Raw genomic sequence first — 21,855 nt, 5'->3', positions numbered from 1 at the left:
GGGCCTTGCGACGTCGCGTTGGCGTCGAGCTTGGGTTTGCGGCGTCGCATGCTGCCGCATCACTCCCCCAGGGCCTCACGCTCCAGACCCAGTTTGCGCAAATAGCGATAGAGGGTGGCGCGATGCACGCCGAGCAGGCGGGCGGCGCCGGCGAGATTGCCCGCGGCGGCCTGGTAAGCCCGGCGGATCTCCTCGGCGTCGAGGTCGGCGGGACGGGTCGAGCGCTGTCGGTCCGACGCACCCTCGGGCGCGAGGAATTCCGCATCGAACACCCGCCCGCCGCCGGGCGGCAGGGCGCGCGCCGCGCGCTGGGGCTGGAAGGAGGCGTACACCGGCGCCTGGCCGCGGCTGCGCTCCACGCCGGCGTCGAGGTTCCAGCCGCCCGGGGCGAAGCTCTGCCGCTCCTCGATCCAGTCGCGAAAGGCGCGCGCGCCGATGACCTCGGCCTGGGTCTCCACGTAGACCCGTTCAAGCACGTTGCGCAGCTCGCGCACGTTGCCCGGCCACAGGTAGGCCTCGAGAATCTGCCGGGCTTCCGGCGTCAGGCGATGGATGACGCGGCCGTACTTGCGGTTGAAGATGTCGAGAAAATGCCGCACCAGCTGGGGGATGTCCTCGACGCGATCGCGCAGGGGCGGGACATGGATGCGCAGCACCGCCACGCGGTGATAGAGATCGGCGCGGAACCGCCCCTCGCTCACCGCCCGCTCCAGGGGCACGTTGGTGGCGCAGAGCACGCGCACATCGACCTGCTGTTCCTGCTCGGCGCCGACCCGCTCGATGCGCCCGGCCTCCAGCACCCGCAGCAGCTTGGTCTGGGTGTGCAGGGGCATGTCGCCGATCTCGTCGAGAAACAGGCTGCCGCCGTGAGCCCGCTCGAAGCGCCCGCGGTGGGTGCGCAGGGCGCCGGTGAAGGCGCCTTTCTCGTGGCCGAAGAGTTCGGATTCGAGCAGATCCTCGGCGATGGCGGCGCAGTTCATCACCACATAGGGTCCGGCGCGACGCACGCTTTCCAGGTGCAGGGCACGCGCCACCAGTTCCTTGCCGGTGCCGGTTTCGCCGGTAATCACCACCGAGGCGTCGGAAGCCGCGTAGAGGCCGATTTTGCGCCGCACCTCGGCCATGGCCGGGCTGGCGCCGACCAGGCCGTGAAACTCCTGCACCGCCTCCTCGGATTCGGCCTCGGTGCGCTGGAAACGAAACAGCACGCGCCGCCCCCGATAATCCTCCGTCAGGCCGCCCGGCTGCACCAGGGCCAGCAAGGCAGTGGCGTGCCCGTCCCGGGAAAAACGCACCGGCACGCCCTCGAGAAGTTCGCCCTGGTTGGCCACCTCGCGCGCCAGTTCGCCAAGATCCGGCAAGGTGTCGGGAAACACGGCCGCCAGGGAACGACCCGCCAGCGCCTCGGGCGACTCGTTGACCCAGCGGGCCAAGCCCGAGGAAATCCGCTCGATGCGCCAGAGATGGTCGGCGCCGCGCACCACCAGATCGGGGGCGGGCGCGGGAAGATGGGACGGGGGGGATGGATGCAGGGGCGACGCCATGAGCACTCCTGTCGGTGGTTTTTCCTAATTTAACCACTCCGGCAGGGTCCCGCAAGGCGTAGAGAAAAGCCAGGCCGCTGAAATTCCTATAATTTTTTCAGCACAAAAGGCGCATGCCCGCACCGCCACGAAAAAACGCCCCGCGACGGGGCGTTTTTTCGTGGTCGACGGATCCCGTCAGTGACTGGTGACCAGCGCTTCCCTGGGCAGTTGGGCACAGCGCGCGGCGAGCGCCGCCCGGCACATGGCTTCCGCCGGCGTGGCGCCGCATCCCGAGGCCACCACCTCGCCGCCCGCCAGGTTGAGCACCAGATACTCGAGCCTGCCGTCCGGCGTGCGGCCGCCGTAGCGGTAGGGCGCGCCCAGGCGCGAGAGCACGCTCCACGCGCAGATCACGTCCTGGGTCGGGTTGCGTTGATCCGTTGAATCCCACAGTTCTGCCTCGATCAGTTTTTCCCTCATGGCCTCCTCCGCGTTGCCCCCTTGTCCCACATAAATAACATCTCACCATAAAGAGGATACTTTTTTCGTTATTATTTCCCTCTTCTGGTGAAACATTATACTCCCGCGCACGGAAAAGCCAAGGGGAAAAAGCAGAAAAATTTACGGAAAATCACAGGGGAAAGGTCACTGTTCAGCACGCGCCGCGGAGCGCTGCGCTTTACAGCGTCACGGCTGAAGGGTAACGGAGAATGAAAACAGAAGGGGCAGCGGCCAAACCGCTTGCTTCAGGGGGTCGCGAGGCGATCGGCGAGGGTGCCCACGGTCACGGCGAAGGCGTTGGAGCGGTTCCAGCGCAGCAGCACGCGGAAGTTGTCGTAGACCAAATAGGCGGGCCCGCCCACCCCTTCGGGCAGCAGCAGCGAGGCGTGCAGGTCGCGGACCGGCAGGGCGCTGCCGTCCACGCGCCGCACGCCGAGTTTTTGCCACTGGGCGAGGGATTTGCGCGTCTCCAAACCGGCGTGGCGGGCATCGAAGCCGCGGGGCAGGCGCACCGGCCGCCCCCAGGTCTGATCCGCCTGCCAACCCATGCGGGCCAGGTAATTGGCGGCCGAGGCCAGGACATCAGGCACCGACTGCCAGATGTCGATGCGCCCGTCGCCGTCGCCGTCCACGGCATGGCCGGCAAAGGTCGAGGGCATGAACTGGGCCTGGCCCATTGCCCCGGCCCAGGAGCCGGTCAGGCGCGCCAGGGGAATATGCCCGGCCTCGACGATGCGCAGGGCCTGGAGCAGTTCGCCGCGAAAATAGGCGCCGCGTCGCCCCTCATAGGCCAGGGTGGCCAAGGACTGGATCACGGAGAAGTTGCCGGTGTGCTGCCCGAAATTGCTTTCGATGCCCCAAAGAGCCACGAGAAAGCGCGGCGGCACGCCATAGTGCCGGGAAACGCGCTCCAGGGTGACGGCATGGGTCCGCAGCAGTTCGCGGCCACGGGCAATGCGCGCCGCGCTCACCCGGCGCGTCACGTAATCCTCGAAGCGTTGGGTGAACTCGGGCTGGCGCCGGTCGAGATCGATGACCCGCTCCAGGGGCTCCAGACCGGCAAAGGCCTCGTCGAGCAGCGCCGGGGAGATGCCCGCCGCCAGGGCCTCGACGCGCATGTCCTCCAACCACAGGGAGAAATCCTGGCCGGCCTGAGCCGACGCGGCGCCCGCCAGCAGGCACAACGCCACGCAGATGGCGGCCGGCCACGCCTTGAATCCCAGGCCTGAATCCCGCTTGCCGACGGCTCGTTTCAAGACGCCACCACCGGCTTGAGGATGTGCGCGCGCACCATCAGATAGATGAATTTGTAAACCTCGAAATCGAGCATGGTCGCCTCGCGACAGATGTCCTTGAGGCTGCGCCTGCCGTCCACCAGGGAGAGAATCAGCTTCTGATGCTCGGTCATGCGCGCGGTATCGAGCTTGGCCCGCCCATCCTCATCAAAGGCGATGACGGTATCCAGGGAAGGAATGCTGGCGCGCAAGCCGTCCCATTCCTCCTGGTAGCGCGTCGCTTCCTTGATGATGTCCTGCACGGCGATGCCGAGGTCGTCGTCCAAACTGATGTCGAGGGATTCGCCCGCCACCTCGAAACGTCCCTGGGGGAACAGGAAGAGCGAGAGCACCACGCCCTCGGCCTGGGTGCGCAAGGCACGCTTGAGATCGGTCTCGGTGAGCGCGCCGCTCTGCACCAGCACCTCGCCGAGACGCTTGCCGGGATGCTGCCGGCAGAAATCCAGGGCGCGGTCGCGCTGCTGCTCGCTCACCATCCCCATGCGCACCAGCAGGTAACCGAGCTTGTTCATGAGGAAGCCGGCCTGGGTCCGGTTGGCGAGGTTGAGGGAAAAAGCCGCGGAGATGTGCCCGTTGCGAAAGTGAATGCGTTTTTCGTCATGGGGGCTGCGCACCACCAGGGTGCCGGGGCGCGGGTAATCGGCGATCATGCGCAGCAGGGAAAAGACCCCCGCCAGATCAAGGGTTCCCTGAAGCTGCGCCGGGTTCAAGGCGCAATAATCGCCGCCGGCGACCTCGATGGGTCCCTGGGGCCGAGCCGTGATGGGCGCGACGGCAACCGGGGGCGCGACGCGCGGCTTGGCGGCGCGCCCCGCACGGGGCTCGGCGCGCAAAGTCGGGGCATCCGCGAGGGATTCGCCGGAAATTTCCAGATAACCGTCCGCGTCGCGCTGCTCGAAAGCTTTCCGGCGTTTCTCGATCGTTTGGGCCGACTGATCGGCCCGCCGGCGCCGACGACGGAAAAACCAGAGGGTGCCGCCCACGGCGGCCAGCACGATGAGCAGATCGAGGGCCTTGCGCCAGCCGGGAATGACCTTGTCGCCGGGCCCAACGGGAACCTCGGCCGGGGGCGCCGGTGTCGGCGCCGGCGCGGGGGCGGGTGCCGCAGGGGTTTCTTGTACCGGCGGAGCGGCTTCCGGTGCCGGGGCGGGCGCCGGAGCGGTTTCTTGTATCGGCGCGGCAGGTTCTGGTACCGGAGAAGGCTCCGGTTCCGGAACCGGAGCGGGCTTGGGTGCGGGAGCGGCATCGGGCTTGCCGGCGGCCTCGTCGGCCCAGATCCGGGGCGCTGGGGCGGCGGGCTTGGGTGCGGGAGCGACGCTTGCCGGCGGCTCGGCCGGCGGCTCGGCCGGCGGCTCGGCCGGCGGCTCGGCCGGCGCAACGGCGGGCGGCTCGCTGGGCGGGACCGCGGGTTGCGGTGCGGGTTGCGGCCGGGGTGCGGGGGCGGCCGGCGGGGGCTGCCTGCTGACCTGGGGCGCGGGGGCGGGAGCGGGACGAGGAGCGACCCGAGCGGGGGGCGCGAGGGCGGGAGCAGGCTCCGGCCGAACCTCGGCGAGGCGCGGCTGACCGCTGCCCGGCGCCAGGAACCGTTCGACACCCAGCTGCTCCAGGGTGCGGCGCCCGGCGGGGCTGCGCTCCATCTCCGTGAGCAGTTGTTGCAGGCGGGCGCGCCGGGCGGCATTCAGGCCCTGACTCGCCACCAGTTGGTCCACCGCCAGGCCGGCCTGGCCGCGCCGCTGGAAGTCGGCCACCGGCAGCACCTCGCCCGCCCGCAGCCCCCGCACTTGGTCATGGTGAAGCACCGCCAGATCGATTTCGCGATGACGGGTCATCCACAAGATCAGGTTTTGCGGTTCGTGGAACAGGCGGATGCGCACCTCCTCGCCCAGTTCCGCGGCGAGGTAGTCGGCCAGCAGGCGCAATTGCGCCTCGCGCGGCGCGAGCAGATTGGCGTTCTCCACCACGCCCAGGGTCAGGCGCGCCTGGGCGACACTCGATAGGCCCAGCAGCAGGGCCAGCAACAGGAACAGCTTGTCGAATCCACGAACCATCAGAGCTCATCCCCTACGCGAGGGTCTTGCCGAAAGGCGAACCCCTCCGGCAAAACACGGCATTCAGGCATTCCAAAAACAATAAAAGTGCAACGGCCCCCCGACCCGTCAGGGGTGGGGGGCGATGGACCGACGCAGCGGCGACCTCAGGGCTGCATGCGCTCGATGACCGCGATGACCCGCCGGGCATAGGCGGCGCGCTTGTCGATGCTCAGGGCGTTGTAGCAGCCGATTCCTTCCCAGGTGTAGCCGTGTCGCTCCAGGCAGTCGGCCAGCACCCGCGCGCCGATGCGCACGTTGCTGCAGGGATCGCGCAGGGTTTCGAGGCTGACATCGGGCCAGCGGCCGATCCAGCTCGAATTGATCTGCATCACCCCGAAATCGGTGCTGCCGTTGGCGTTGCGCTGAAAGGCCAGGGGATCGAACCCCGACTCGACCTTGGCGATGGCCCAGAGAAGGCCCGGCGGCACGTTGTATTCGGCGCCGGCTTCCTCGAAGCAGAAGGCCCGGGCCGCCGTGCCTCCGCACAACAGCAGGGCCGCGACCAGCAGCCCCAGGATTCCCTTGTCCCGCACGTATGACTCCTTTGCGCCTGACAATTTTCGCAGTATAGCGCAGAGTTTTTGCAAAAAAAAAGCCGTTCCCCAAGGGAAACGACTTTTTTCATAAAAAAAATGCAAGCGATGCCGCCGCGCCCCGCGGGACCGACCACACCCTGCCCCCGGGCCTTGGCCGTCAGCGGGTCAGGGAGGTATGGCGCACGATATCGCCCTCGATCATGTAAATCACGTCCTCGGCGAGATTGGTGGCGAGGTCGGCGATGCGCTCCAGATGCCGCGAAATGGACAGATAGTGCATCAGGCAGTCGAGGCGCTCGGGGTGCTTGCGGATCTCTTCCTTGACCAGGCTGTAGGTGTTTTTGTGGTGGCCGTCGACCTCGTCGTCCATGCGGCACACCTGGGCCGCCAGGCGCAAATCGTTGTTGACCAGGGCATCGAGGCTTTTCTTGAGCATTTCCTCGACCTTGTCCGCCATGGCCGAGAACGCGAAGGGCGCGGGGATCGCCTCGAATTCGGTGAGGGCCAGGGCGCGCTCGGCGACGTTGGTGGCCAGATCGCCGATGCGCTCCAGATCATTGTTGATCTTGAGCGCCGCGATGATGAAGCGCAGATCGTTGGCCACCGGCTGGTGCAGGGCCAGCACCTTGAGGCAGTCCTCCTCGAAATCAACTTCGAGATCGTCGATCTGATCGTCGCCGGCGATGACCGCCTGGGCCAGGGCGATGTCGCGGTTTTCCACCGCCAGCACCGCCTTCTGCACGGTTTCCTCGACCAGGGCGCCGAGACCGAGGATGCTTTTCTTGAGTTTTTCCATTTCGCGTTGCATGTGCAGTGTCATGGCGAGAGTCCTTAACCGAAGCGTCCGGTGATGTAGTCTTCCGTCTGCTTGTGCTTGGGTTTGAGAAACATCTGCTTGGTCGGGCCGTATTCGACCAGCAGCCCCTCGAAGAAAAACGCCGTGTGGTCCGAGACCCGCGCGGCCTGCTGCATGTTATGGGTGACGATGATGATGGTGTAGTTCTCGCGCAGTTCGCTGATCAGTTCCTCGACGCGCGCCGTGGATTTGGGATCCAGGGCGCTGCACGGCTCGTCCATGAGGATCACCTCGGGGTTGACGGCGATGGCGCGGGCGATGCACAGACGCTGCATCTGCCCACCCGAGAGCCCCAAAGCCGACTGGTGCAGGCGATCCTTGACCTCGTCCCACAGAGCCGAGCCGCGCAGGGCCTTCTCGCAGGTCTCCTCAAGCACCGCCTTGTTCTTGATGCCCGCGATGCGCAGGCCGTAGATCACGTTCTCGAAGATCGTCTTGGGAAAGGGATTGGACTTCTGGAACACCATGCCCACCCGGCGGCGCAGCTCGATGACGTCGATGTTGGGCGAGTTGACCTCGGTGCCGTTGAGGCGGATGCTGCCCACCACCTGGGTGTTGTCGATGAGGTCGTTCATGCGGTTGAGGCAACGCAGGAAGGTCGATTTGCCGCAACCCGAGGGACCGATGAGGGCGGTCACCTGCTTGCGCGGAAAACGCAGGTTGATGTCGTGCAGGGCCTCGCTCGAGCCGTAGTAGAAATGCAGCTTGTCCGCCTCGATGACGGGATCGGTAATCGCAATGTCGCTGGTCTTGGGTGTCATGCCTTCGTCCTAGAAAGTGCTGTAAGTGTAGCGTTTTTTCATCTTGTTGCGCAAACGGATGGCGACGCTGCTCATGGCGAGCACGATCAGCACCAGCAGCAGGGTGGTGACGAACACCATGGGCTTGGCCGCCTCGACGTTGGGCGACTGAAAGCCGATGTCGTAGATGTGAAAGCCCAGGTGCATGAATTTGCGGTCCAGGTGCAGGTAGGGAAAGGTGCCGTCGAGGGGCAGCGCCGGGGCAAGCTTGACCACCCCGGTGATCATCAGCGGCGCCACCTCGCCGGCGGCGCGCGCCATGGCCAGGATCAGCCCGGTCATGATGCCCGGCGAGGCCATGGGCAGCAGGATGCGCATGAGGGTCTGGAACTTGGTCGAGCCCAGGGCCAGGGAGCCCTCGCGCACCCCGCCGGGAATGGCGCCCAGGGCCTCGTCGGTGGCGACGATCACCACCGGCACGGTGAGCAGGGCCAGGGTCAGGCTGGCCCAGAGGATGCCGCCGGTGCCGAAGGTCGGCGTCGGCAGGCGCCCGGGGAAAAACAGCTGGTCGATGGCGCCGCCCACCCCGTAGACGAAGAAGCCCAGGCCGAAAATGCCGTAGACAATCGAGGGGATGCCCGCCAGGTTGTTCACCGCGATGCGCACGATGCGCACCAGCAGGCCCTCCTTGGCGTATTCGCGCAGGTACACGGCGGCGATCACGCCCATGGGAAAGGTCACCAGGGTCATGAGAAACACCAGGATCACCGTGCCGAAGATGGCGGGAAACAACCCGCCCTCGGTGTTGGCCTCGCGCGGCTCGGCGAACAGCAGTTCCTTGAGCTTGCCGAGGTAGAACCAGGCCTTGGCGGGCACCGACATGGCGTTGGGCTGATAGAGGCGCACCACCTCGGCCAGGGCGATCTCCTTGACGCGCCCGCCGGCCTCCTCGAACTCGGCGCGGATCTGGCGCTGCTCGGCCAGCATCAGGCCCTGACGCGCCACTAGTTGCTCGAAGTCATCCTTGAGCACCGTGCGCCGGCGCTTGATGTCGAGCACCGCCGCATCCTCGCCGCCCCGGCCGCGATATTCGAGCTTGAGCAGTTGCAGGCGCAGGCGCTCGAGCTGCGAATTGAGCCCGGCGAGGCGCGCGCCAAGGGCATCAATGTCGCGTTGCCGCTCCGCCACCGCGACCGAGGCCCGGCCAAAGGCCTCCAGGGGCGCGAGATCGGCGGGCAGATCGAGGCCCGGCGCCGCGACCGCGCGCAGATAGCCGTAAAAATTGCCGTGCTCGCTGCGTTCGAGCACGACGATCTCCTCGGGAAAGCTCTTGCGCGCCACCTCATCGGCATTCACCCAGCGAAAATCCAGGCCGTAGAGGTCACGGTTGCCGATCTTGAGCTGCAGGCGCTCGCCGGCGCCCTCGGGGCGCTCCTCGAAACGCATCACCTCGCCGATGAGGCGACTGCCGTCGGTGAGTTCCAGCAGCGCCACGCGCGACGGCCAGAACACGCCGAGGCCGTTGACCAGCACCACCGCCACCAGGGTCGCGGCGATGAGCAGGGTCAGGGACAGGGCGGCGCCGGTGAACCACACGCAGGGCTCGCCGGTGCGCCAGAATTTTCTCATGGATTTGCCGTGCAGATTGCTCAAAGTCGGGGCCTCCTCAGAACCGGCCGTATTTCTTGCGCAGCCGCTGGCGGAAGACTTCCGCCGCGGTGTTGAGGACAAAGGTCATCATGAACAACAGGACCGCGGAGAGAAACAGCACCCGGTAAAGGGTGCCGCCCACCGGGGCCTCGGGAATCTCCACGGCGATGTTGGCCGACAGCGGACGCATGCCGTTAAAGATGATCCAGTCCATGATCGCCGTGTTGCCGGTGGCCATGAGCACGATCATGGTTTCGCCGATGGCGCGCCCCAGGCCGATCATGGTGCCGGCGAAGATGCCCGGGCTCGCCGAGGGCAGCACCACCCGCCAGGCGGTCTGCCAGCGGCTCGCGCCCAGGGCCAGGGACGCGGCCTTGAGGCTGCCCGGCACGTTGGAGAGGGAATCCTCGGCGATGGTGAAGATGATGGGAATCACCGCGAAGCCCAGGGCGAAGGCGATGACGATGCAGTTGCGCGGGTCGTAGCGCACCCCGGTCTCATTGAACAGCCAGAGTTTGAAATCGCCGCCGAACACCAGCTGCTCGAACCAGGGCCCCAGGGCGAAGGCGGCATAGATCGCCAGCAACAGGATCGGCACCAGGGTGAGGAACTCGAACCCGCGCTCGACCTTGCGCAGCGGGGCGATCTTGCGCAGCGCCTGCCAGAGCAGCACACCGAGCAGCAGAAAACTCGGGATGAAGGCGGCGCTGAGAAAGAATGAGGCGATGTTGCGCTCCAGCAGCGGCGCCAGCCACAGGGCGGCGAGAAAGCCGATGACCACCGAGGGAATGGCGGCCATCACCTCCACCGTCGGCTTGACCATCTCGCGAAAGCGCGGTCGGGCAAAGCTGCTGGTGTAGATGGCGGCCAGCAGCGCCAGGGGCACGGCGAACAGCATGGCGTAGAAAGTGCCCTTGATGGTGCCGAAGATCAGGGGCGTCAGGCTCATCTTGGGCTCGAAGTCATCGGTGCCCGATGAAGACTGCCAGACATAGGCCGGCTCGGGATAACCCTCGTACCAGACCTTGCCGAACAGGGTACGCAGGCTTACTTCGGCGTGGGGCACGTCCAGGCGCCAGACCAGCGCCTCGCCGCGGCTGTCCAGGGCGATGAGGCCGGTGTTGCGGCCGTTGAGGGACACCTGGGCAAGGGGATTAAGGGCGTCCAGGGCCAGCAGATGGCGACCGCTGGTCATGTGATCGTAATGGGCCGTGCCCTTGCGGTTGAGGCTGAGCAGGGATTTGTCGCGCTGCGAGGGAACGATGGCCGTCACCGCGGCGGGATGGCTCTTGAGGGTGTGAATGTGGCGCAGCTCGAACTCGGCGCGGTCCGGCGCCACCCGCACCCGGAACCAGGTGGACAGCCCGCCCTGTTCATCCCCAACGGCCAGGGAAGCATCGCCGAACACCAGGGCCAGGGCGGTGATGGCACGCCGGTCGGGAAAGGCCTGCACCCGCTCGGCCAGACGCGGCGCCTGGGGGTCGCTCAGGGACCAGTGCAGCAACTCGCCGCGCGCGGTGCCGGCGTAGAGGTCGCTGCCGTCGCTGTCCAGGGCCAGGGCGGTGATGACTTCACCGGCGGTCTCGCCGAGTTCCACCTCGAAGGCTTCGCGGCTTTCGCCGCCGAACAGGCTGCGCGTGACCACCTCATGGGTCACCAGCAATCGGCTGTCGCCGAACTGCCGCACCAGCACCACGCCGTCCTCCTTGCGCGGCCGGGCGAGGATGCGTTGCGGCGCATCCCCCGCGACGGAAGCAAATTCACCGAGGCGCTCCAGGCGATGGACGATGCTGCGCTGCCCGCGCTCATCGAAGCGCGGCACGAAGCGCAGGGCGTCGACGGACACCGCGCCGTCGCTCCACAACAGCGTGTAAAGCGGCGCGCCGCTGCGCTCCAGGTCCACCGGCAGGGCATCGGCGGCGCCGGGCGGCGCCAACGGCTCGCGACCCAGCAACTCCCCGGTCAGGGTGTTGAACAGGCTCAGGGAGCCATCGGCGGCGAGAACGTAGGAATTCTCCAGATAGTCGTCGAGGCCCGCGGCCAGCACCCGCGCGCCGTTTTGCGTCAGGGCCTCGGGGGCGAGCTTGGCGAAGACCTCCGCCTTGGAGGCCTGAAAGAGGGGCAGGGTCACCCGTACGATCAGTACGAGGATGAGCGCCACGCAGAAGATGACGGAAAAGCCGCCGGCGGTGATGACCCAGCGCGCCACCCGATCCCGCCGCTTGATGCGTTTGAGGAGATTTTGGTCCATGTACTCCCAGTCCCACAGTAGGAAAACAACTTCAGGTCCCGGCAGTGAAAGCAAGGCTTTCGTTGCCGGGACCCGGTCTGCGTAGCGAGGCGAGAGAGGATCTCGGCCCCGGTCGGTTGTCTTTAGTCAAGCAGCGCCAGCTGCTTATTCACCACATCGAGGGGCAGGGGCAGGTAGCCGTCCTTGACCACGATTTCCTGGCCTTCCTTGGAGAGGATGAATTTGAGGAATTCCTTCACCAGGGGCGAGAGGGGTTCGCCGGGCTTCTTGGCGATGTAGAGGTAGAGGGCGCGCCCCAGGGGATATTTGCCGCTCAGCACGTTCTCGTAGCTCGGTTCGTAGGCGGTTTCACCGTCCTTCTTGGCCAGGGCGAGGGCCTTGACACCCGAGGTGCGGTAGCCGATGCCCGAGTAGCCGATGCCCGCCTTATCCTCGGTCACGGACAGCACCACCGAGGCCGAGCCGGGCTGCTCCTTGACGATGGGTTTGAAGTCGCCCTTGAACAGAGCCACTTCCTTGAAGAAGCCGTAGGTGCCCGAGGCGCTGTTGCGCCCGTAGATGCTGATGGGGCGGCTCGCCAGCTCGCCGGTGAGGCCGACCTGTCCCCAGGTGACGATGTCCTCGGCCAGCCCGCCCAGGCGGGTTTTGGAGAAGATGGCGTCCACCTGCGGCAGGGACAAACTCTCGATGGGGTTGTCCTTGTTCACGTACACCGCCAGGGAATCCAGGGCCACGGCGATTTCGGTCGGACGGTAGCCGTGGCGCTCCTCGAACTTCTCGATTTCCTCTTTCTTCATCGCCCGCGACATGGGGCCGATCTGGGCGGTGCCTTCGATGAGAGCGGGCGGCGCGGTGCTCGATCCCTTGCCCTCGATTTGGATGTTGACGTTGGGATAGGCGCGGCGGAAACCTTCCGCCCAGAAGGTGAGCAGGTTGTTGAGGGTGTCGGAACCCATGCTGTTGAGGTTGCCCGAGACGCCCTGGGTCCGCTGATAGTCGGGCAGGTTGGGATCCACCTGGGGGGCCGCGGCCTGGGCAAGACCGCTCAGGGCCACCAGGGCGGCCAGGCCGAGAAGGGTGCGTTTGGTCAGGGTTTTCATCGTGCTGCGCATAATGAAAGTCATCTCCTTGCTGTCCGTTAGAGTTGGGTGAGGGACGTCGGAGCGCCCCCCTGTCGCTAACGAATTATCAACTTTCATGTTAGGGAATTGTTAGGCCGGTGTGAGAAGTTCGCGAATTATTGTGGACGTTGGGACGCGCGCCGGCGCGGCAGGCGCAGGCTGAAGGTGCTGCCCTGGCCGGGGGTGCTCTCGACGCCGATCTGGCCGCCGTGAGCCTGGACGATATGCTTGACGATGGCCAGGCCCAGGCCGGTGCCGCCCTGCTTGCGGCTGCGCGCCTTGTCGACCCGATAGAAGCGCTCGAAGAGCCGCGGCAGATGCTCGCGGGAAATGCCCACGCCCCAGTCGCGCACGCGGATCAGCACCTCCTTGTCGTCCCCGACCGCTTCCACCAGGATGTCCTTGCCCGGCGGGCTGTACTTGACGGCGTTGTCCACCAGATTGACCAGGGCCTGCTCCAGCAGGGGCGCGTTCATGGCGAGACTCAGCCCCTCCGGGCAGACCAGGCGCGCCTGGAGGGATTTGGCCGCCGCCGCGGGCTCGCACACTTGCAGGGCGGCGGCCAGCACCGGCTGCAGGCGCCCCTCCTGCAGGTCGAGCATGCCGCGCTCGCTTTCCTGCTCGATGCGCGAGAGGGCCAGCAGGTCCTCGATGATGGCGTGCAGGCGCTCGGATTGGCGCAGAATGATGTCGAGAAAGCGCCGCGCGTCGTCCTGCTTGTCGAGGGCGCCGTCGAGCAGGGTTTCGACGAAGCCGCGAATGGCGGTGATGGGCGTCTTGAGTTCGTGGGAGACGTTGGCGACGAAATCGCTGCGGATGCGCTCCAGGCGGCGCAGGCGGGTCACGTCGTTGAGCACCACCAGGGCGCCGATGTTGCGCCCCTGGCTGTCGCGCAGGGGCGAGCCGTGCGCCTGCAGATAGAGCTCGCCGCGCGCGCCGTGCAGCACCATGTCGCCCTCCACCGGCGCGGAACTGGCCAGGGCGCGGGCGACAAAACGCTGCAGATCGGCTTTGCGCACCACTTCGTGGATCACCCGCCCCTGGGCCGCCGGGCCATCGACGCCGAGCAGCGCGGCGGCCGCCGCGTTGATGCGCAGCAGGCGCTCGTCGGTATCCACCGCCAGCACCCCCTCGACCATGCTGCCCAGCACCGCCTCCTGCTCGTTGCGCTGGCGCAGCATGGCCTGCAGGCGCTCGTCGAGCTGCGCCGCCATCTGGTTGAGGGCTTCGGCGAGCCCGGCGATCTCCTCGGAACCGACCACCGGCAACCGTCGCCCCAAATCGCCCTGGGCGAAGCGCTCCGCCCCCTGGCGGATATCCTCCAGGGGCCGGCTGATGCGCCGCGCCAAGCCGAGACTGATGAGCGCCGCCAAGAGCGCCGCCCCCAGTCCGCCGGCCAGCACCCGCTGGTGGATGGTGCGCAGGTTCTCCTCCATGGCGGCCGCCGAAAGAGCGGTGCGCACACAGCCGACGACCTGTGCCTCGCGCTCCACCGGCACCGCCACGTAGATCAGGGTCTGCAGCAGGGTATGGCTGTAGCGCGTTTCGCTGCCCACCGCGCCGAGCAGGGCCTGGCGCACTTCCGGACGACCGCCGTGGTTGTCCATGCGCGCCGGATCTTCATCGGAATCGGCCAGCACCCGGCCATCGGGGGCGATGAGCGTCACCCGCACCCCGGCGCCGCGTCCGAGGCGTATCACCAGGGCCTGGAGCTCCTCCGGGGATTTGTCCAGCAGAGGGGCAACGCTCTCATCGACCATGCGGCCGAGCCCTTCGAGGTGGGCGACGCTTTGCTGAAGATAGAAGTTCCCGAGGGCATGGGAGACATGCAGGCCGGCGGCACCCAGGGCGAGGAGAATCACCAGGGCGAAGGCGGGAAACAGCTGCCAGACCAGTCGCCGGCGACGGGACCGGAGAAATTCGACCATGGGCGCGATTCCTAATCCTGATCCTTGAAGCGATAACCGACCCCGCGCACCGTTTCGATGCACTGGCCAGCGCGGCCGAGCTTCTTGCGCAGGCCGACGATCTGCACATCCACGGCGCGGTCGGTCACGGCGTAATCATCGCCGCGCACGGCGTTAACGATCTGATAGCGGGTGAACACCCAGCCGGGGCGGCCGGCGAGAAAATGCAGCACGCGAAATTCGGTGTAGGTCAGGTCCACCGGCCGGCCGTCCACCAGCACCTCGTTGCGCCCCGGATGAATGCTGATGCCGCTGATGACGAGGGCCTCGTTGTCGTCGGGCGGCGCCGCGTCGCGCTCACGGCGGCGCAGCACGTTGCGGATGCGCGCCAGCAGCACCTTGGTAGAAAAGGGCTTGGTCACGTAATCCTCGGCGCCGAGTTCCAGGCCCGCCACCACGTCGGCCTCCTCGCCGCGCGCCGAGACCATGATAATCGGAACGGCGGCGGTTTCCGGGCTTTTCTTGAGGCGCCGGCAGATTTCCAGCCCGTCCAGGCCGGGCAGCATGAGATCGAGCAGGACCAGATCGGGCAGCTGCCGGGCGGCGGCCTTGAGCCCCTCCTCTCCCGAGGTGACCGGCGTCACCGTATAGCCTTCCCGCGCCAGGTTGTAATGCACCAGCGCCAGGATGTCTTCCTCATCCTCGATGACCAGAATGTTTTCGTTGGACATGCGCCATCCTCATTTTTTCGCGGTGATCCTTGTCGCCCCATGCGCCCCAAGCCTAGGGCCGGATTGTTAGTTTATTGTGAGTGCAAGGAAACGGTTAAATCAGCCAAGGAATTGCATACGCTTATTCAGCATAGCCGAAAAAAACGTTGAAAGGTGAAACGAGCCTGGACGCCTTACCGAGAACCCTGGCCCAAAAAGGATTAAAACACCACAAGCTTTTGTTTTCCCTCACTGATCGCATATTTTTTCTTGCCCGAAAATACGCGCTGCGGCATAGTACCGCCGTTTGCTGTATGGATTGCGGCTCTGCCGCTCTTGTCATTGCTCGTGGGAGGGAACCCGCCATGCCCGTCCTGTCCGGATCGTCCCGGGGCTTTACCCTGGGGGAATCGCTGTTCGTCCTGCTGATCCTTTCCCTGACCCTGGCCGCCGCCTATCCCAACCTGCGCCACTGGCAGGTCCGCCTCCAGGAAAAAGCCGAGGCGCGCGCCCTGCTCGCCGCTTTTCAGCAGGCCCGCGCCGAAGCCGCCCGGCGCAACTGCAGCGTCCTGCTCGATTTCCGGGAAGCCGACACGCTCCAAGGCGGCGGCTACCGCATTCTCGCCCAGGAAGCGGACGGCAGCCTCCGCGAGCTCCAGGCCCTCACCCCATTTTCCGCCCTGCGCCTGGAGCGCGCCCGTTTCGGCACCAGCAGTCGCGGCGGCTTCAACCAGCGGGGCCTGCCCAGCAACGGCAGCGGGAGCGTGGACTTGCGCAGCCGCTGCGGGCAAGCCTCCTACCGGCTGACCCTCAGCCTCTACGGCAGTGTGCGCCTTGAAGTCTAGGCCGAAGGAGCGGTCCATGAAACAAACGTCCCCTGCCCGGCACGCGACACGGCGCGGCGCCGGCTTCACCCTGGTGGAGGTGCTGCTCGCCCTGGCCCTGACGGGCCTGGCGAGCACCGCTCTCTTCGGCCTCTATCGCACCCACCTCGATGCCCATGAAATCAACCGCCGCCTCCTGGAGGATCAGAGCCGCCTGCGCGCCGCCCTGGGGGTGATCACCGGCCAGTTGCGCGGGGCCGGCTACGATCCCACCGGGCAGGCCGACGCCGGCATCCGCAGCGCGCGCGAGGGCTATGTGTACCTGACCCGCGACCTCAACGGCGAGGGGGGCGCCGGCAGCGCTCCCGACGGCCGCCTGAGCGCGCCGGGCGAACACCTCGCCTTCTGCCGCTACGGCACCGGCACCCTCGGCATGCACAGCGGCAGCCGCGACGGCGGCAGCTGCTCGGGCAGCGGCGCGGGGGCGGCGGGCCACCCGGGCGGCGGTTTCCACCAGCCCCTGGCGGAGCAGGTGGAGACCCTGCGCTTTCGCTATTTCGCCCTGGATGAAACCGGCGCGTCGGTCGAGCTCCTGCCCGATCCCCTCAGCGGCGAGGTGGCCAATCCCCGGGACATCCGCCAGATCGAGGTCAGCCTGACCACCGCCTGGAGCTACAAGGGGCAGACCCGGCGACGCACGCTGCGCGAGACGGTGCTGCTGCGCAATCCGCCGCCATGAGGTGGGACGCGCGGCAAAAGGGCTTCACCCTCATCGAGGTGCTCATCGCCCTGAGCATCCTGGCGGTGGGCATTCTGGCCGTCGCCGCCCTGCAAGGCCAGGCCCTGCGTGCCGCGGCCGGCGCCGAGCTGAGCGGTCGCGCCCGGGCCGCGGCCGCCAGCCAGGCCGAGGGGCTGCTGGCCCTACCCGACGATCATCCGCACCTGCGCGACCGCAACGGCAACGGTCGCGCCGGCCTGGACGACCGGGAGGCGGATCCGCAGGGTGCCGATCATTGTTTGCCGCCCGAGGGACCGCAGGGTTTGCAGGTGTGTTGGAACGTCGCCGAAAACGACCCTGCCCCCGGCTTGATCAGCCTGCGCGTCGCTGCCCGCTGGGGACCGACCGGCGACAAGGGGCTGGCCCTGGATCTGGTGCGGACCGGAAGAGATTGAGGGAGGAGGCGCGGATGAGAACACCAGTTCTTGGAAGAAATAGGGAGCGCGGCGCGGCACTGTTGAGCACCCTGATGGTGCTGGCTCTGTTGACCCTGCTGGGCATGGCGGCAAGCGGCGCCGCCCTGGTGGAAATCGCCATCGCGCGCAACGAGCAGTTGCGCGCGATGGCCTTCTACCGCGCCGAGAGCGGCTGGCGCTACGGCCTGGCCTGGCTCGCTCGAGCGCCGCGCCTGATCCTCGACGACCAGGGCAGCCAGACGAGTCCCGCTCCCTGGGACGAGGCCTTTGCCCCGCACTTGGCCGCGGGGCCCCTTCCCCTGCAGGATGAAACGGGCGCGGCGCTGTTCGCGGTGACCATCGAATTGCGCGGGGCAAGCCACCCCGTTCTCTACAGCACCGATTTCCAGCGCCTCGACTACCGCCTGAGCGCCACGGGCTTCGCCGCCCACCGCACCCAAGCGCGCATCGAGGTCGAGGCCGGGCGCCTCCTGGCGGGCGGAGGCTACTGAGATGCACGGCCCGCGCTTGCCCCTGGTCCTGCTGCTGTGCCTGTGGCTGCCGCGCCTTGCCGGGGCCGAAGCCTGGCAGCCCGAATTGCCGCCCTGGGCCAAGAGCCGCCCGGCGCCCCAGGTTCTGCTGATTCTCGACGACCGCGCCGCCATGGAGGAGACGCCCCCCGGCGCCGCCCTCAGCTATTGGGATCTGGCGCGCCAGGCCCTCCTCGCCCTGGTGGAGCGCTACGCGCCCCTGGGGGTGCGCTTCGGTCTGCTGCGCGGCGGCGGCGAAGACGACGCCTGGCCGCCGCCCGATCTGGTTCTTGCGCCTTGCGGAGGCGCGATGGATGGCCTGCGCCGCCAGGTGCAAACCTGGACCCGTCCCCGGAACCCGCCCCCTACGGCCCCGGCGTCCCATCTCGGCCTCACCGATTGCGCCGCCATCCATCTGATCTTCGTCGGCCGCGCGAGCGCATTTCCCGCCGACCTCCTGGACTGGCTGAACCAGAGGATGCCGGAACGCCAGGGCGAAACCCTTGCGCCACTGCCGCACCTGCTCCCGATCCCGGCGGATCCGACGCTGCTGTTTCAGAGGTTCGACGCACCTCTCGCGGACTTCCTCCAGCCGTGGGTCTCCGGCACGGCGCCGGCCATCCTCAACCGGGATGATCAGTCCGAGGTACTGCTGCAGACCGGATTCGCCCCGCTGAGCGGCCGCGGCGACCTGGCCGCCTATGCCCTGCCCCTGCCCGACGCCGAGGCACCCGCGCCCACCCCGCTCTGGTCGGCATCCCGGCAACTGGAGACAACCCCACCCGAGCAGCGCCGCATCCTCAAGTCCCGGCACGAAACCGCTCGAATCGAGGATTTGCGGCACCGGCCCCTGGGCGCCATCATTCATGCCGCGCCCTTGGTCGTCGGCCCGCCCCAGGCGGCCCACCGCGGCACCGACTATGTCGCCTTCCGCCAGCGCCGGCAGAAGCGACCGACACGGATCTATGTCGCCGCCAACGACGGCATGCTCCATGCCCTGCGCGCCGCCGCCGAAGGCGATGCTCCCCCGGGCAGCGAAGCCTGGGCCTATGTGCCGGGCACGGTTCTGGACCGCCTGGAGGAAGCGGCGTCAAACCCCCATCCCTACCTGCTGGACCTGACGCCCGCCGCCATCGATGCCTTTGACCCCGCCTGGGGCAGGGGTGCCGCGGGCTGGCGCACGGTGCTGGTCGGCGGCGCCGGGCTGGGCGGGCCCGACTATTTCGCCCTCGATGTCACCGATCCCAACGCGCCGCTGCCCCTGTGGGAAAGCGCGCCCTTCGCCGGCGCGCGCACCGGCACCCGGCCGGTCCTCGGCCCCCTCGCCCCCCACGGCCATTGGGCCGCCCTGCTGACCAGCGGCCTGCGCGACGACGACCAGCCCGGCGGCCTGCGCGCCCTGGCCCTCGTTGACGGCCGTTCCCTGCCCCTGGGCGCCGCCGATGCACCCCTGCTGGAAGCCGGCTCGCGCATCGCGGGCGGCGCTCATTACGCCCTCTCCGACCCCGTGGCCCTGGACAGCGACGGCGACGGTCTTCTCGATCTGGTGTACGCCGGCGACAGCGCGGGCACCCTCTGGCAGTTTTTCCTCGATGCCGATGCCGGTCACTGGCGCGGCCAGGCGCGCTTCCACACCGGCGGGCCGCCCATCGCCCTGCGTCCGACCCTGGTCCTGGACCGTCACGGCGACCTGCGCATCTACTTCGGTACCGGCCGCTATGCCGACGCGGCCGACCACGCCGACCCGCGGCCCCATGCCTTCTACGGGCTCATCGAAACGCGCCGCCGCGAGGGACCGCATCCTTTCGCCGACTTTCCGACGCGCGCCCAGACCGCCAGCGATCTGGTCGAGGTGACGGATTTTGCCGAAGATACGGTCATAGGCCGCGCCCTGGATGCCGAGGAACGCGCGCTCCTGGAGAAAAACGGCTGGTTTCTCGCGTTGCAGGCCGATGGCGCCGCGCCCGCCGAACGCCTGGCCGGCGTGCCCCTGGTGGTGGCCGGCACGGTATTTTTTCCGACCCTGCTGCCCAGCGCCGCCCCCTGCTCCCTGGCCGCCCTGACCAGGCTCCATGCCCTGAGCCACGACCAGGGCGTCCCGGCGCGGCAGGGCGGCGCGAGGGTGCTTCCGGCCGCCACGCAGGGCGAAGATCCCCGGGGGCCGACCTGGGAAGGCCGACTCGGCGGGCTGGTGTGGCGCTTTGCTCGCCCCGGACAGGCGGCCACCCTCTTTACTCCGACCAGCACCGCGCCCCTGGGTTTCATTCACCCTCGCCTTGATGCCCCCGCCCTCAATCTGCGCGCCTGGCGCGAGGTGGATTTCTAACTTTCCGCCCAGGCGATTGGCGCGGATATTGCTGCAAGATTGCGCGGGAACCCCCGCGCGGAGCCTTGCATGACGTCCTATCTGAAAAACCAGACCGGCCTCACCGTCCGCCGGCTGCTGCAGATCCTGTCCCTCGGCGGCATTTTCCTCGGACTTGCCCTTTATTGGCAGCTCGCGGCACGCCCCGAAGCGCCGCGCCCGGACGCGCCGACCGCCGGTCAGGCGCGCCCCGAACTGCGTCAGGCCCTGGAGCTTCTGGCCGGTGAATTGCGCGCCCTGGGCCAGGCCGAACCCGCCGCGCCGCCGGCGGCCGCCCTGCTCAGCGCCGGCCCCACCCACCTGAGTTTTCGCGACCCGGCCGCCGACCCCCAGGCCGCGGCCCTGGTACCCACCCTCACCTACATCCTGTCCGCCGGCAACCTGGTGCGTAACGACGGCGGCTTCGCCCGCGTCTTGTGCACCAATCTCGACCTGCTGGAATTTTCCTATCGCCTGGACGACGGACGGCGCCTCAGCCGGCCCGACGCCGACCAGCTGCCGCGCGTCCGCGCCATCGACCTGACCCTCATCGCGCGCCTCGACGCTCCGGGGGACTCCGCCCAGGCCACCCGGCGCGGCTTTCGCCTGCCCTCGGGCGCGACCTACACCCCGCCCGCCGACGGCCGGCCCCGCCGGCAACTCTCAACCAGCGTGCACCTGCGCGGCGCCCTTCCCTGAGCCGGCCTGCCCCGCGCCGTCCCCTCGGGTTATAATGGAGACGGAGTCCAGAAAGGGGGTCGCATCATGAAGGAGCGCATCAGCTTCAACGTCAACGCCGAACTCTATATCGACGCCTTCGACGACCTGGCCGTCAGGCTGCCGGGCCATCATGTGTTCAGCGGCATCGCCACCGACGCCGGGCAGACCTTCGCCACGGATGTTCGCGCGGCTCTCGGCGGACGCATCCCCGCGCCATGGCGCGAAATGCCCGCCCATGAACTCGACGGCCGCACCTGGCGCTGCATCGGCCTGTTCGGCTTCATCGACGGCGATGAACAGCAGCCGGCCATCGAGCTCGAGGTGCCCGCCGCCGACCTCAGCCCCAAGGCCCGCGCCTACCTCGGTGATGGTGCTCCCCTTGAAACCTAGCGCCGAATTCGCCGAATCCGCTTGCCCTGGCGGGAAAGAAGGGATAAAATCCCTCTAATTTTACCCAATCGCCGGGAGTAACCGATGGACGAGTTTTTTGACACCTGCGCCGAGATTGAAAGCACCATGAGCCTGATCTACCGCCGCATGGCCGACGCCGTGCGCGGCAACGACCGTCTGCGCGGCCTGATGCTGCAAATGGCCAAGGACGAGGCGGATCACGTCAACCAGATCCGCTTTGCCCGCCTGCTGCCCGCGGAATCCAGCATCGCCGGTCCCACGCTGTCCAAAACCCGCCTCGACCTGCTGCTGCTCAAGGCCCAGAGTCTGCTGCAAGGCATCGAGGACGCGCGCCTCGGCGAGGATGAGGTGCTGCTGCAGGCCATCGCCATGGAAGAGGATTTCATGCAGGCCCATGCGGGTTCGGCCGTCGAATTCACCGATCCCAAACTCAAGGAACGCCTGCAACTGCTCGCCCGCGAGGATGAAAGGCACATCGCCACCCTGCGCGACTACTACCAGGAGGTCTATCAGCGATCCGCCTGAGGAACCTCCGCCGGAAAAAAAAACAGCAGGCACCCAGGTGGGAGGCCTGCTGTTTTTTTTTCCGGCGGCGAAGGCGCATGCGTCCGCACGGAACCGACGGGCACGTCTCCACGAAAGGCGGTTTGCGTTTATAATGAATGCAAGC

20 protein-coding genes are annotated in these 21,855 nt (G+C 67.5%); 8 read left to right on the top strand and 12 right to left on the bottom strand.

Going from position 1 to position 21,855, the window contains the following annotated elements; all coding sequences use genetic code 11:
- Nucleotides 1–59: 59 nt before the first annotated feature.
- The 12 genes from QAT43_RS02185 to QAT43_RS02130 form a co-directional block, all read right to left on the bottom strand.
- Nucleotides 60–1,544: a sigma-54 interaction domain-containing protein gene (locus QAT43_RS02185; protein WP_305041395.1), complete on the bottom strand. Its 1,485-nt coding sequence runs from the start codon at nucleotides 1,542–1,544 to the stop codon at nucleotides 60–62.
- A 177-nt stretch (nucleotides 1,545–1,721) separates the two neighbouring features.
- Nucleotides 1,722–1,940, bottom strand: a complete 219-nt coding sequence (locus QAT43_RS02180) for a hypothetical protein (protein WP_305041394.1) — start codon at nucleotides 1,938–1,940, stop codon at nucleotides 1,722–1,724.
- A gap of 332 nt (nucleotides 1,941–2,272) precedes the next feature.
- On the bottom strand, nucleotides 2,273–3,283 hold the full coding sequence (locus tag QAT43_RS02175) for a lytic murein transglycosylase (RefSeq protein WP_305041393.1): 1,011 nt from the start codon (nucleotides 3,281–3,283) through the stop codon (nucleotides 2,273–2,275).
- Nucleotides 3,280–5,370 carry a DUF4388 domain-containing protein gene (locus QAT43_RS02170; RefSeq protein ID WP_305041392.1) on the bottom strand — a complete coding sequence of 697 codons (2,091 nt, stop codon included), beginning with the start codon at nucleotides 5,368–5,370 and terminating at the stop codon, nucleotides 3,280–3,282. The genes QAT43_RS02175 and QAT43_RS02170 overlap by 4 nt, the downstream gene beginning before the upstream one ends.
- A gap of 146 nt (nucleotides 5,371–5,516) precedes the next feature.
- Nucleotides 5,517–5,945 carry a lytic transglycosylase domain-containing protein gene (locus tag QAT43_RS02165; RefSeq protein WP_305041391.1) on the bottom strand — a complete coding sequence of 143 codons (429 nt, stop codon included), beginning with the start codon at nucleotides 5,943–5,945 and terminating at the stop codon, nucleotides 5,517–5,519.
- 160 nt (nucleotides 5,946–6,105) lie between these two features.
- Nucleotides 6,106–6,768, bottom strand: coding sequence for a phosphate signaling complex protein PhoU (phoU, locus tag QAT43_RS02160; protein WP_305041390.1), 663 nt, complete (start codon nucleotides 6,766–6,768; stop codon nucleotides 6,106–6,108).
- Nucleotides 6,769–6,779: 11 nt separating this feature from the next.
- Nucleotides 6,780–7,565: a phosphate ABC transporter ATP-binding protein PstB gene (pstB, locus tag QAT43_RS02155; protein WP_305041389.1), complete on the bottom strand. Its 786-nt coding sequence runs from the start codon at nucleotides 7,563–7,565 to the stop codon at nucleotides 6,780–6,782.
- Between the two features lie 9 nt (nucleotides 7,566–7,574).
- Nucleotides 7,575–9,197, bottom strand: a complete 1,623-nt coding sequence (gene pstA / locus QAT43_RS02150) for a phosphate ABC transporter permease PstA (protein WP_305041388.1) — start codon at nucleotides 9,195–9,197, stop codon at nucleotides 7,575–7,577.
- Nucleotides 9,198–9,210: 13 nt separating this feature from the next.
- Nucleotides 9,211–11,445: an ABC transporter permease subunit gene (locus QAT43_RS02145; protein ID WP_305041387.1), complete on the bottom strand. Its 2,235-nt coding sequence runs from the start codon at nucleotides 11,443–11,445 to the stop codon at nucleotides 9,211–9,213.
- 122 nt (nucleotides 11,446–11,567) lie between these two features.
- Nucleotides 11,568–12,557, bottom strand: a complete 990-nt coding sequence (locus tag QAT43_RS02140) for a PstS family phosphate ABC transporter substrate-binding protein (RefSeq protein ID WP_305041386.1) — start codon at nucleotides 12,555–12,557, stop codon at nucleotides 11,568–11,570.
- A gap of 125 nt (nucleotides 12,558–12,682) precedes the next feature.
- Nucleotides 12,683–14,494 (bottom strand): sensor histidine kinase, encoded by a 1,812-nt coding sequence (locus QAT43_RS02135; RefSeq protein ID WP_305041385.1) that lies wholly within the window; start codon nucleotides 14,492–14,494, stop codon nucleotides 12,683–12,685.
- Nucleotides 14,495–14,505: 11 nt separating this feature from the next.
- Nucleotides 14,506–15,204 (bottom strand): response regulator, encoded by a 699-nt coding sequence (locus tag QAT43_RS02130; protein WP_305041384.1) that lies wholly within the window; start codon nucleotides 15,202–15,204, stop codon nucleotides 14,506–14,508.
- Nucleotides 15,205–15,548: 344 nt separating this feature from the next.
- Between QAT43_RS02130 and QAT43_RS02125 the strand changes: the two genes are divergently transcribed.
- From QAT43_RS02125 to QAT43_RS02090, 8 genes are all read left to right on the top strand, one after another.
- Nucleotides 15,549–16,028, top strand: coding sequence for a GspH/FimT family pseudopilin (locus QAT43_RS02125; protein ID WP_305041382.1), 480 nt, complete (start codon nucleotides 15,549–15,551; stop codon nucleotides 16,026–16,028).
- 16 nt (nucleotides 16,029–16,044) lie between these two features.
- The gene (locus QAT43_RS02120) at nucleotides 16,045–16,746 is read left to right on the top strand and encodes a prepilin-type N-terminal cleavage/methylation domain-containing protein (RefSeq protein ID WP_305041381.1); all 702 of its coding nucleotides are present in this window, start codon (nucleotides 16,045–16,047) and stop codon (nucleotides 16,744–16,746) included.
- Nucleotides 16,743–17,180, top strand: coding sequence for a type IV pilus modification PilV family protein (locus QAT43_RS02115; protein WP_305041380.1), 438 nt, complete (start codon nucleotides 16,743–16,745; stop codon nucleotides 17,178–17,180). The genes QAT43_RS02120 and QAT43_RS02115 overlap by 4 nt, the downstream gene beginning before the upstream one ends.
- 14 nt (nucleotides 17,181–17,194) lie before the next feature.
- Nucleotides 17,195–17,692, top strand: coding sequence for a PilX N-terminal domain-containing pilus assembly protein (locus QAT43_RS02110; RefSeq protein ID WP_305041378.1), 498 nt, complete (start codon nucleotides 17,195–17,197; stop codon nucleotides 17,690–17,692).
- Between the two features lies 1 nt (nucleotide 17,693).
- Nucleotides 17,694–20,036 carry a pilus assembly protein gene (locus QAT43_RS02105; protein WP_305041377.1) on the top strand — a complete coding sequence of 781 codons (2,343 nt, stop codon included), beginning with the start codon at nucleotides 17,694–17,696 and terminating at the stop codon, nucleotides 20,034–20,036.
- 69 nt (nucleotides 20,037–20,105) lie between these two features.
- Nucleotides 20,106–20,753, top strand: coding sequence for a hypothetical protein (locus QAT43_RS02100; protein WP_305041376.1), 648 nt, complete (start codon nucleotides 20,106–20,108; stop codon nucleotides 20,751–20,753).
- A gap of 66 nt (nucleotides 20,754–20,819) precedes the next feature.
- Nucleotides 20,820–21,164, top strand: coding sequence for a hypothetical protein (locus QAT43_RS02095; RefSeq protein ID WP_305041375.1), 345 nt, complete (start codon nucleotides 20,820–20,822; stop codon nucleotides 21,162–21,164).
- Between the two features lie 84 nt (nucleotides 21,165–21,248).
- Complete coding sequence (locus QAT43_RS02090) at nucleotides 21,249–21,710, top strand: ferritin family protein (RefSeq protein WP_305041374.1); 462 nt, start codon at nucleotides 21,249–21,251, stop codon at nucleotides 21,708–21,710.
- The last annotated feature ends 145 nt before the right edge of the window (nucleotides 21,711–21,855 follow it).

Origin of the sequence: Geoalkalibacter sp. (assembly GCF_030604225.1) — a bacterium.
Lineage (GTDB): Bacteria > Desulfobacterota > Desulfuromonadia > Desulfuromonadales > Geoalkalibacteraceae > Geoalkalibacter.
The sequence above is the reverse complement of the archived record's forward strand: the minus strand, read 5'-3'. Positions and strand labels throughout refer to the sequence as shown.

Excerpts from the sequence above, each read along its gene's own strand:
- QAT43_RS02145 (WP_305041387.1), bottom strand. The coding sequence starts at position 11,445 with ATGGACCAAAATCTCCTCAAACGCATCAAGCGGCGGGATCGGGTGGCG.
- QAT43_RS02185 (WP_305041395.1), bottom strand. The coding sequence starts at position 1,544 with ATGGCGTCGCCCCTGCATCCATCCCCCCCGTCCCATCTTCCCGCGCCC.
- QAT43_RS02120 (WP_305041381.1), top strand. The coding sequence starts at position 16,045 with ATGAAACAAACGTCCCCTGCCCGGCACGCGACACGGCGCGGCGCCGGC.
- QAT43_RS02105 (WP_305041377.1), top strand. The coding sequence starts at position 17,694 with ATGCACGGCCCGCGCTTGCCCCTGGTCCTGCTGCTGTGCCTGTGGCTG.
- QAT43_RS02170 (WP_305041392.1), bottom strand. The coding sequence starts at position 5,370 with ATGGTTCGTGGATTCGACAAGCTGTTCCTGTTGCTGGCCCTGCTGCTG.
- QAT43_RS02115 (WP_305041380.1), top strand. The coding sequence starts at position 16,743 with ATGAGGTGGGACGCGCGGCAAAAGGGCTTCACCCTCATCGAGGTGCTC.
- QAT43_RS02130 (WP_305041384.1), bottom strand. The coding sequence starts at position 15,204 with ATGTCCAACGAAAACATTCTGGTCATCGAGGATGAGGAAGACATCCTG.
- QAT43_RS02125 (WP_305041382.1), top strand. The coding sequence starts at position 15,549 with ATGCCCGTCCTGTCCGGATCGTCCCGGGGCTTTACCCTGGGGGAATCG.
- QAT43_RS02135 (WP_305041385.1), bottom strand. The coding sequence starts at position 14,494 with ATGGTCGAATTTCTCCGGTCCCGTCGCCGGCGACTGGTCTGGCAGCTG.
- QAT43_RS02090 (WP_305041374.1), top strand. The coding sequence starts at position 21,249 with ATGGACGAGTTTTTTGACACCTGCGCCGAGATTGAAAGCACCATGAGC.
- pstB (WP_305041389.1), bottom strand. The coding sequence starts at position 7,565 with ATGACACCCAAGACCAGCGACATTGCGATTACCGATCCCGTCATCGAG.
- phoU (WP_305041390.1), bottom strand. The coding sequence starts at position 6,768 with ATGACACTGCACATGCAACGCGAAATGGAAAAACTCAAGAAAAGCATC.
- QAT43_RS02100 (WP_305041376.1), top strand. The coding sequence starts at position 20,106 with ATGACGTCCTATCTGAAAAACCAGACCGGCCTCACCGTCCGCCGGCTG.
- QAT43_RS02095 (WP_305041375.1), top strand. The coding sequence starts at position 20,820 with ATGAAGGAGCGCATCAGCTTCAACGTCAACGCCGAACTCTATATCGAC.
- QAT43_RS02110 (WP_305041378.1), top strand. The coding sequence starts at position 17,195 with ATGAGAACACCAGTTCTTGGAAGAAATAGGGAGCGCGGCGCGGCACTG.
- QAT43_RS02140 (WP_305041386.1), bottom strand. The coding sequence starts at position 12,557 with ATGCGCAGCACGATGAAAACCCTGACCAAACGCACCCTTCTCGGCCTG.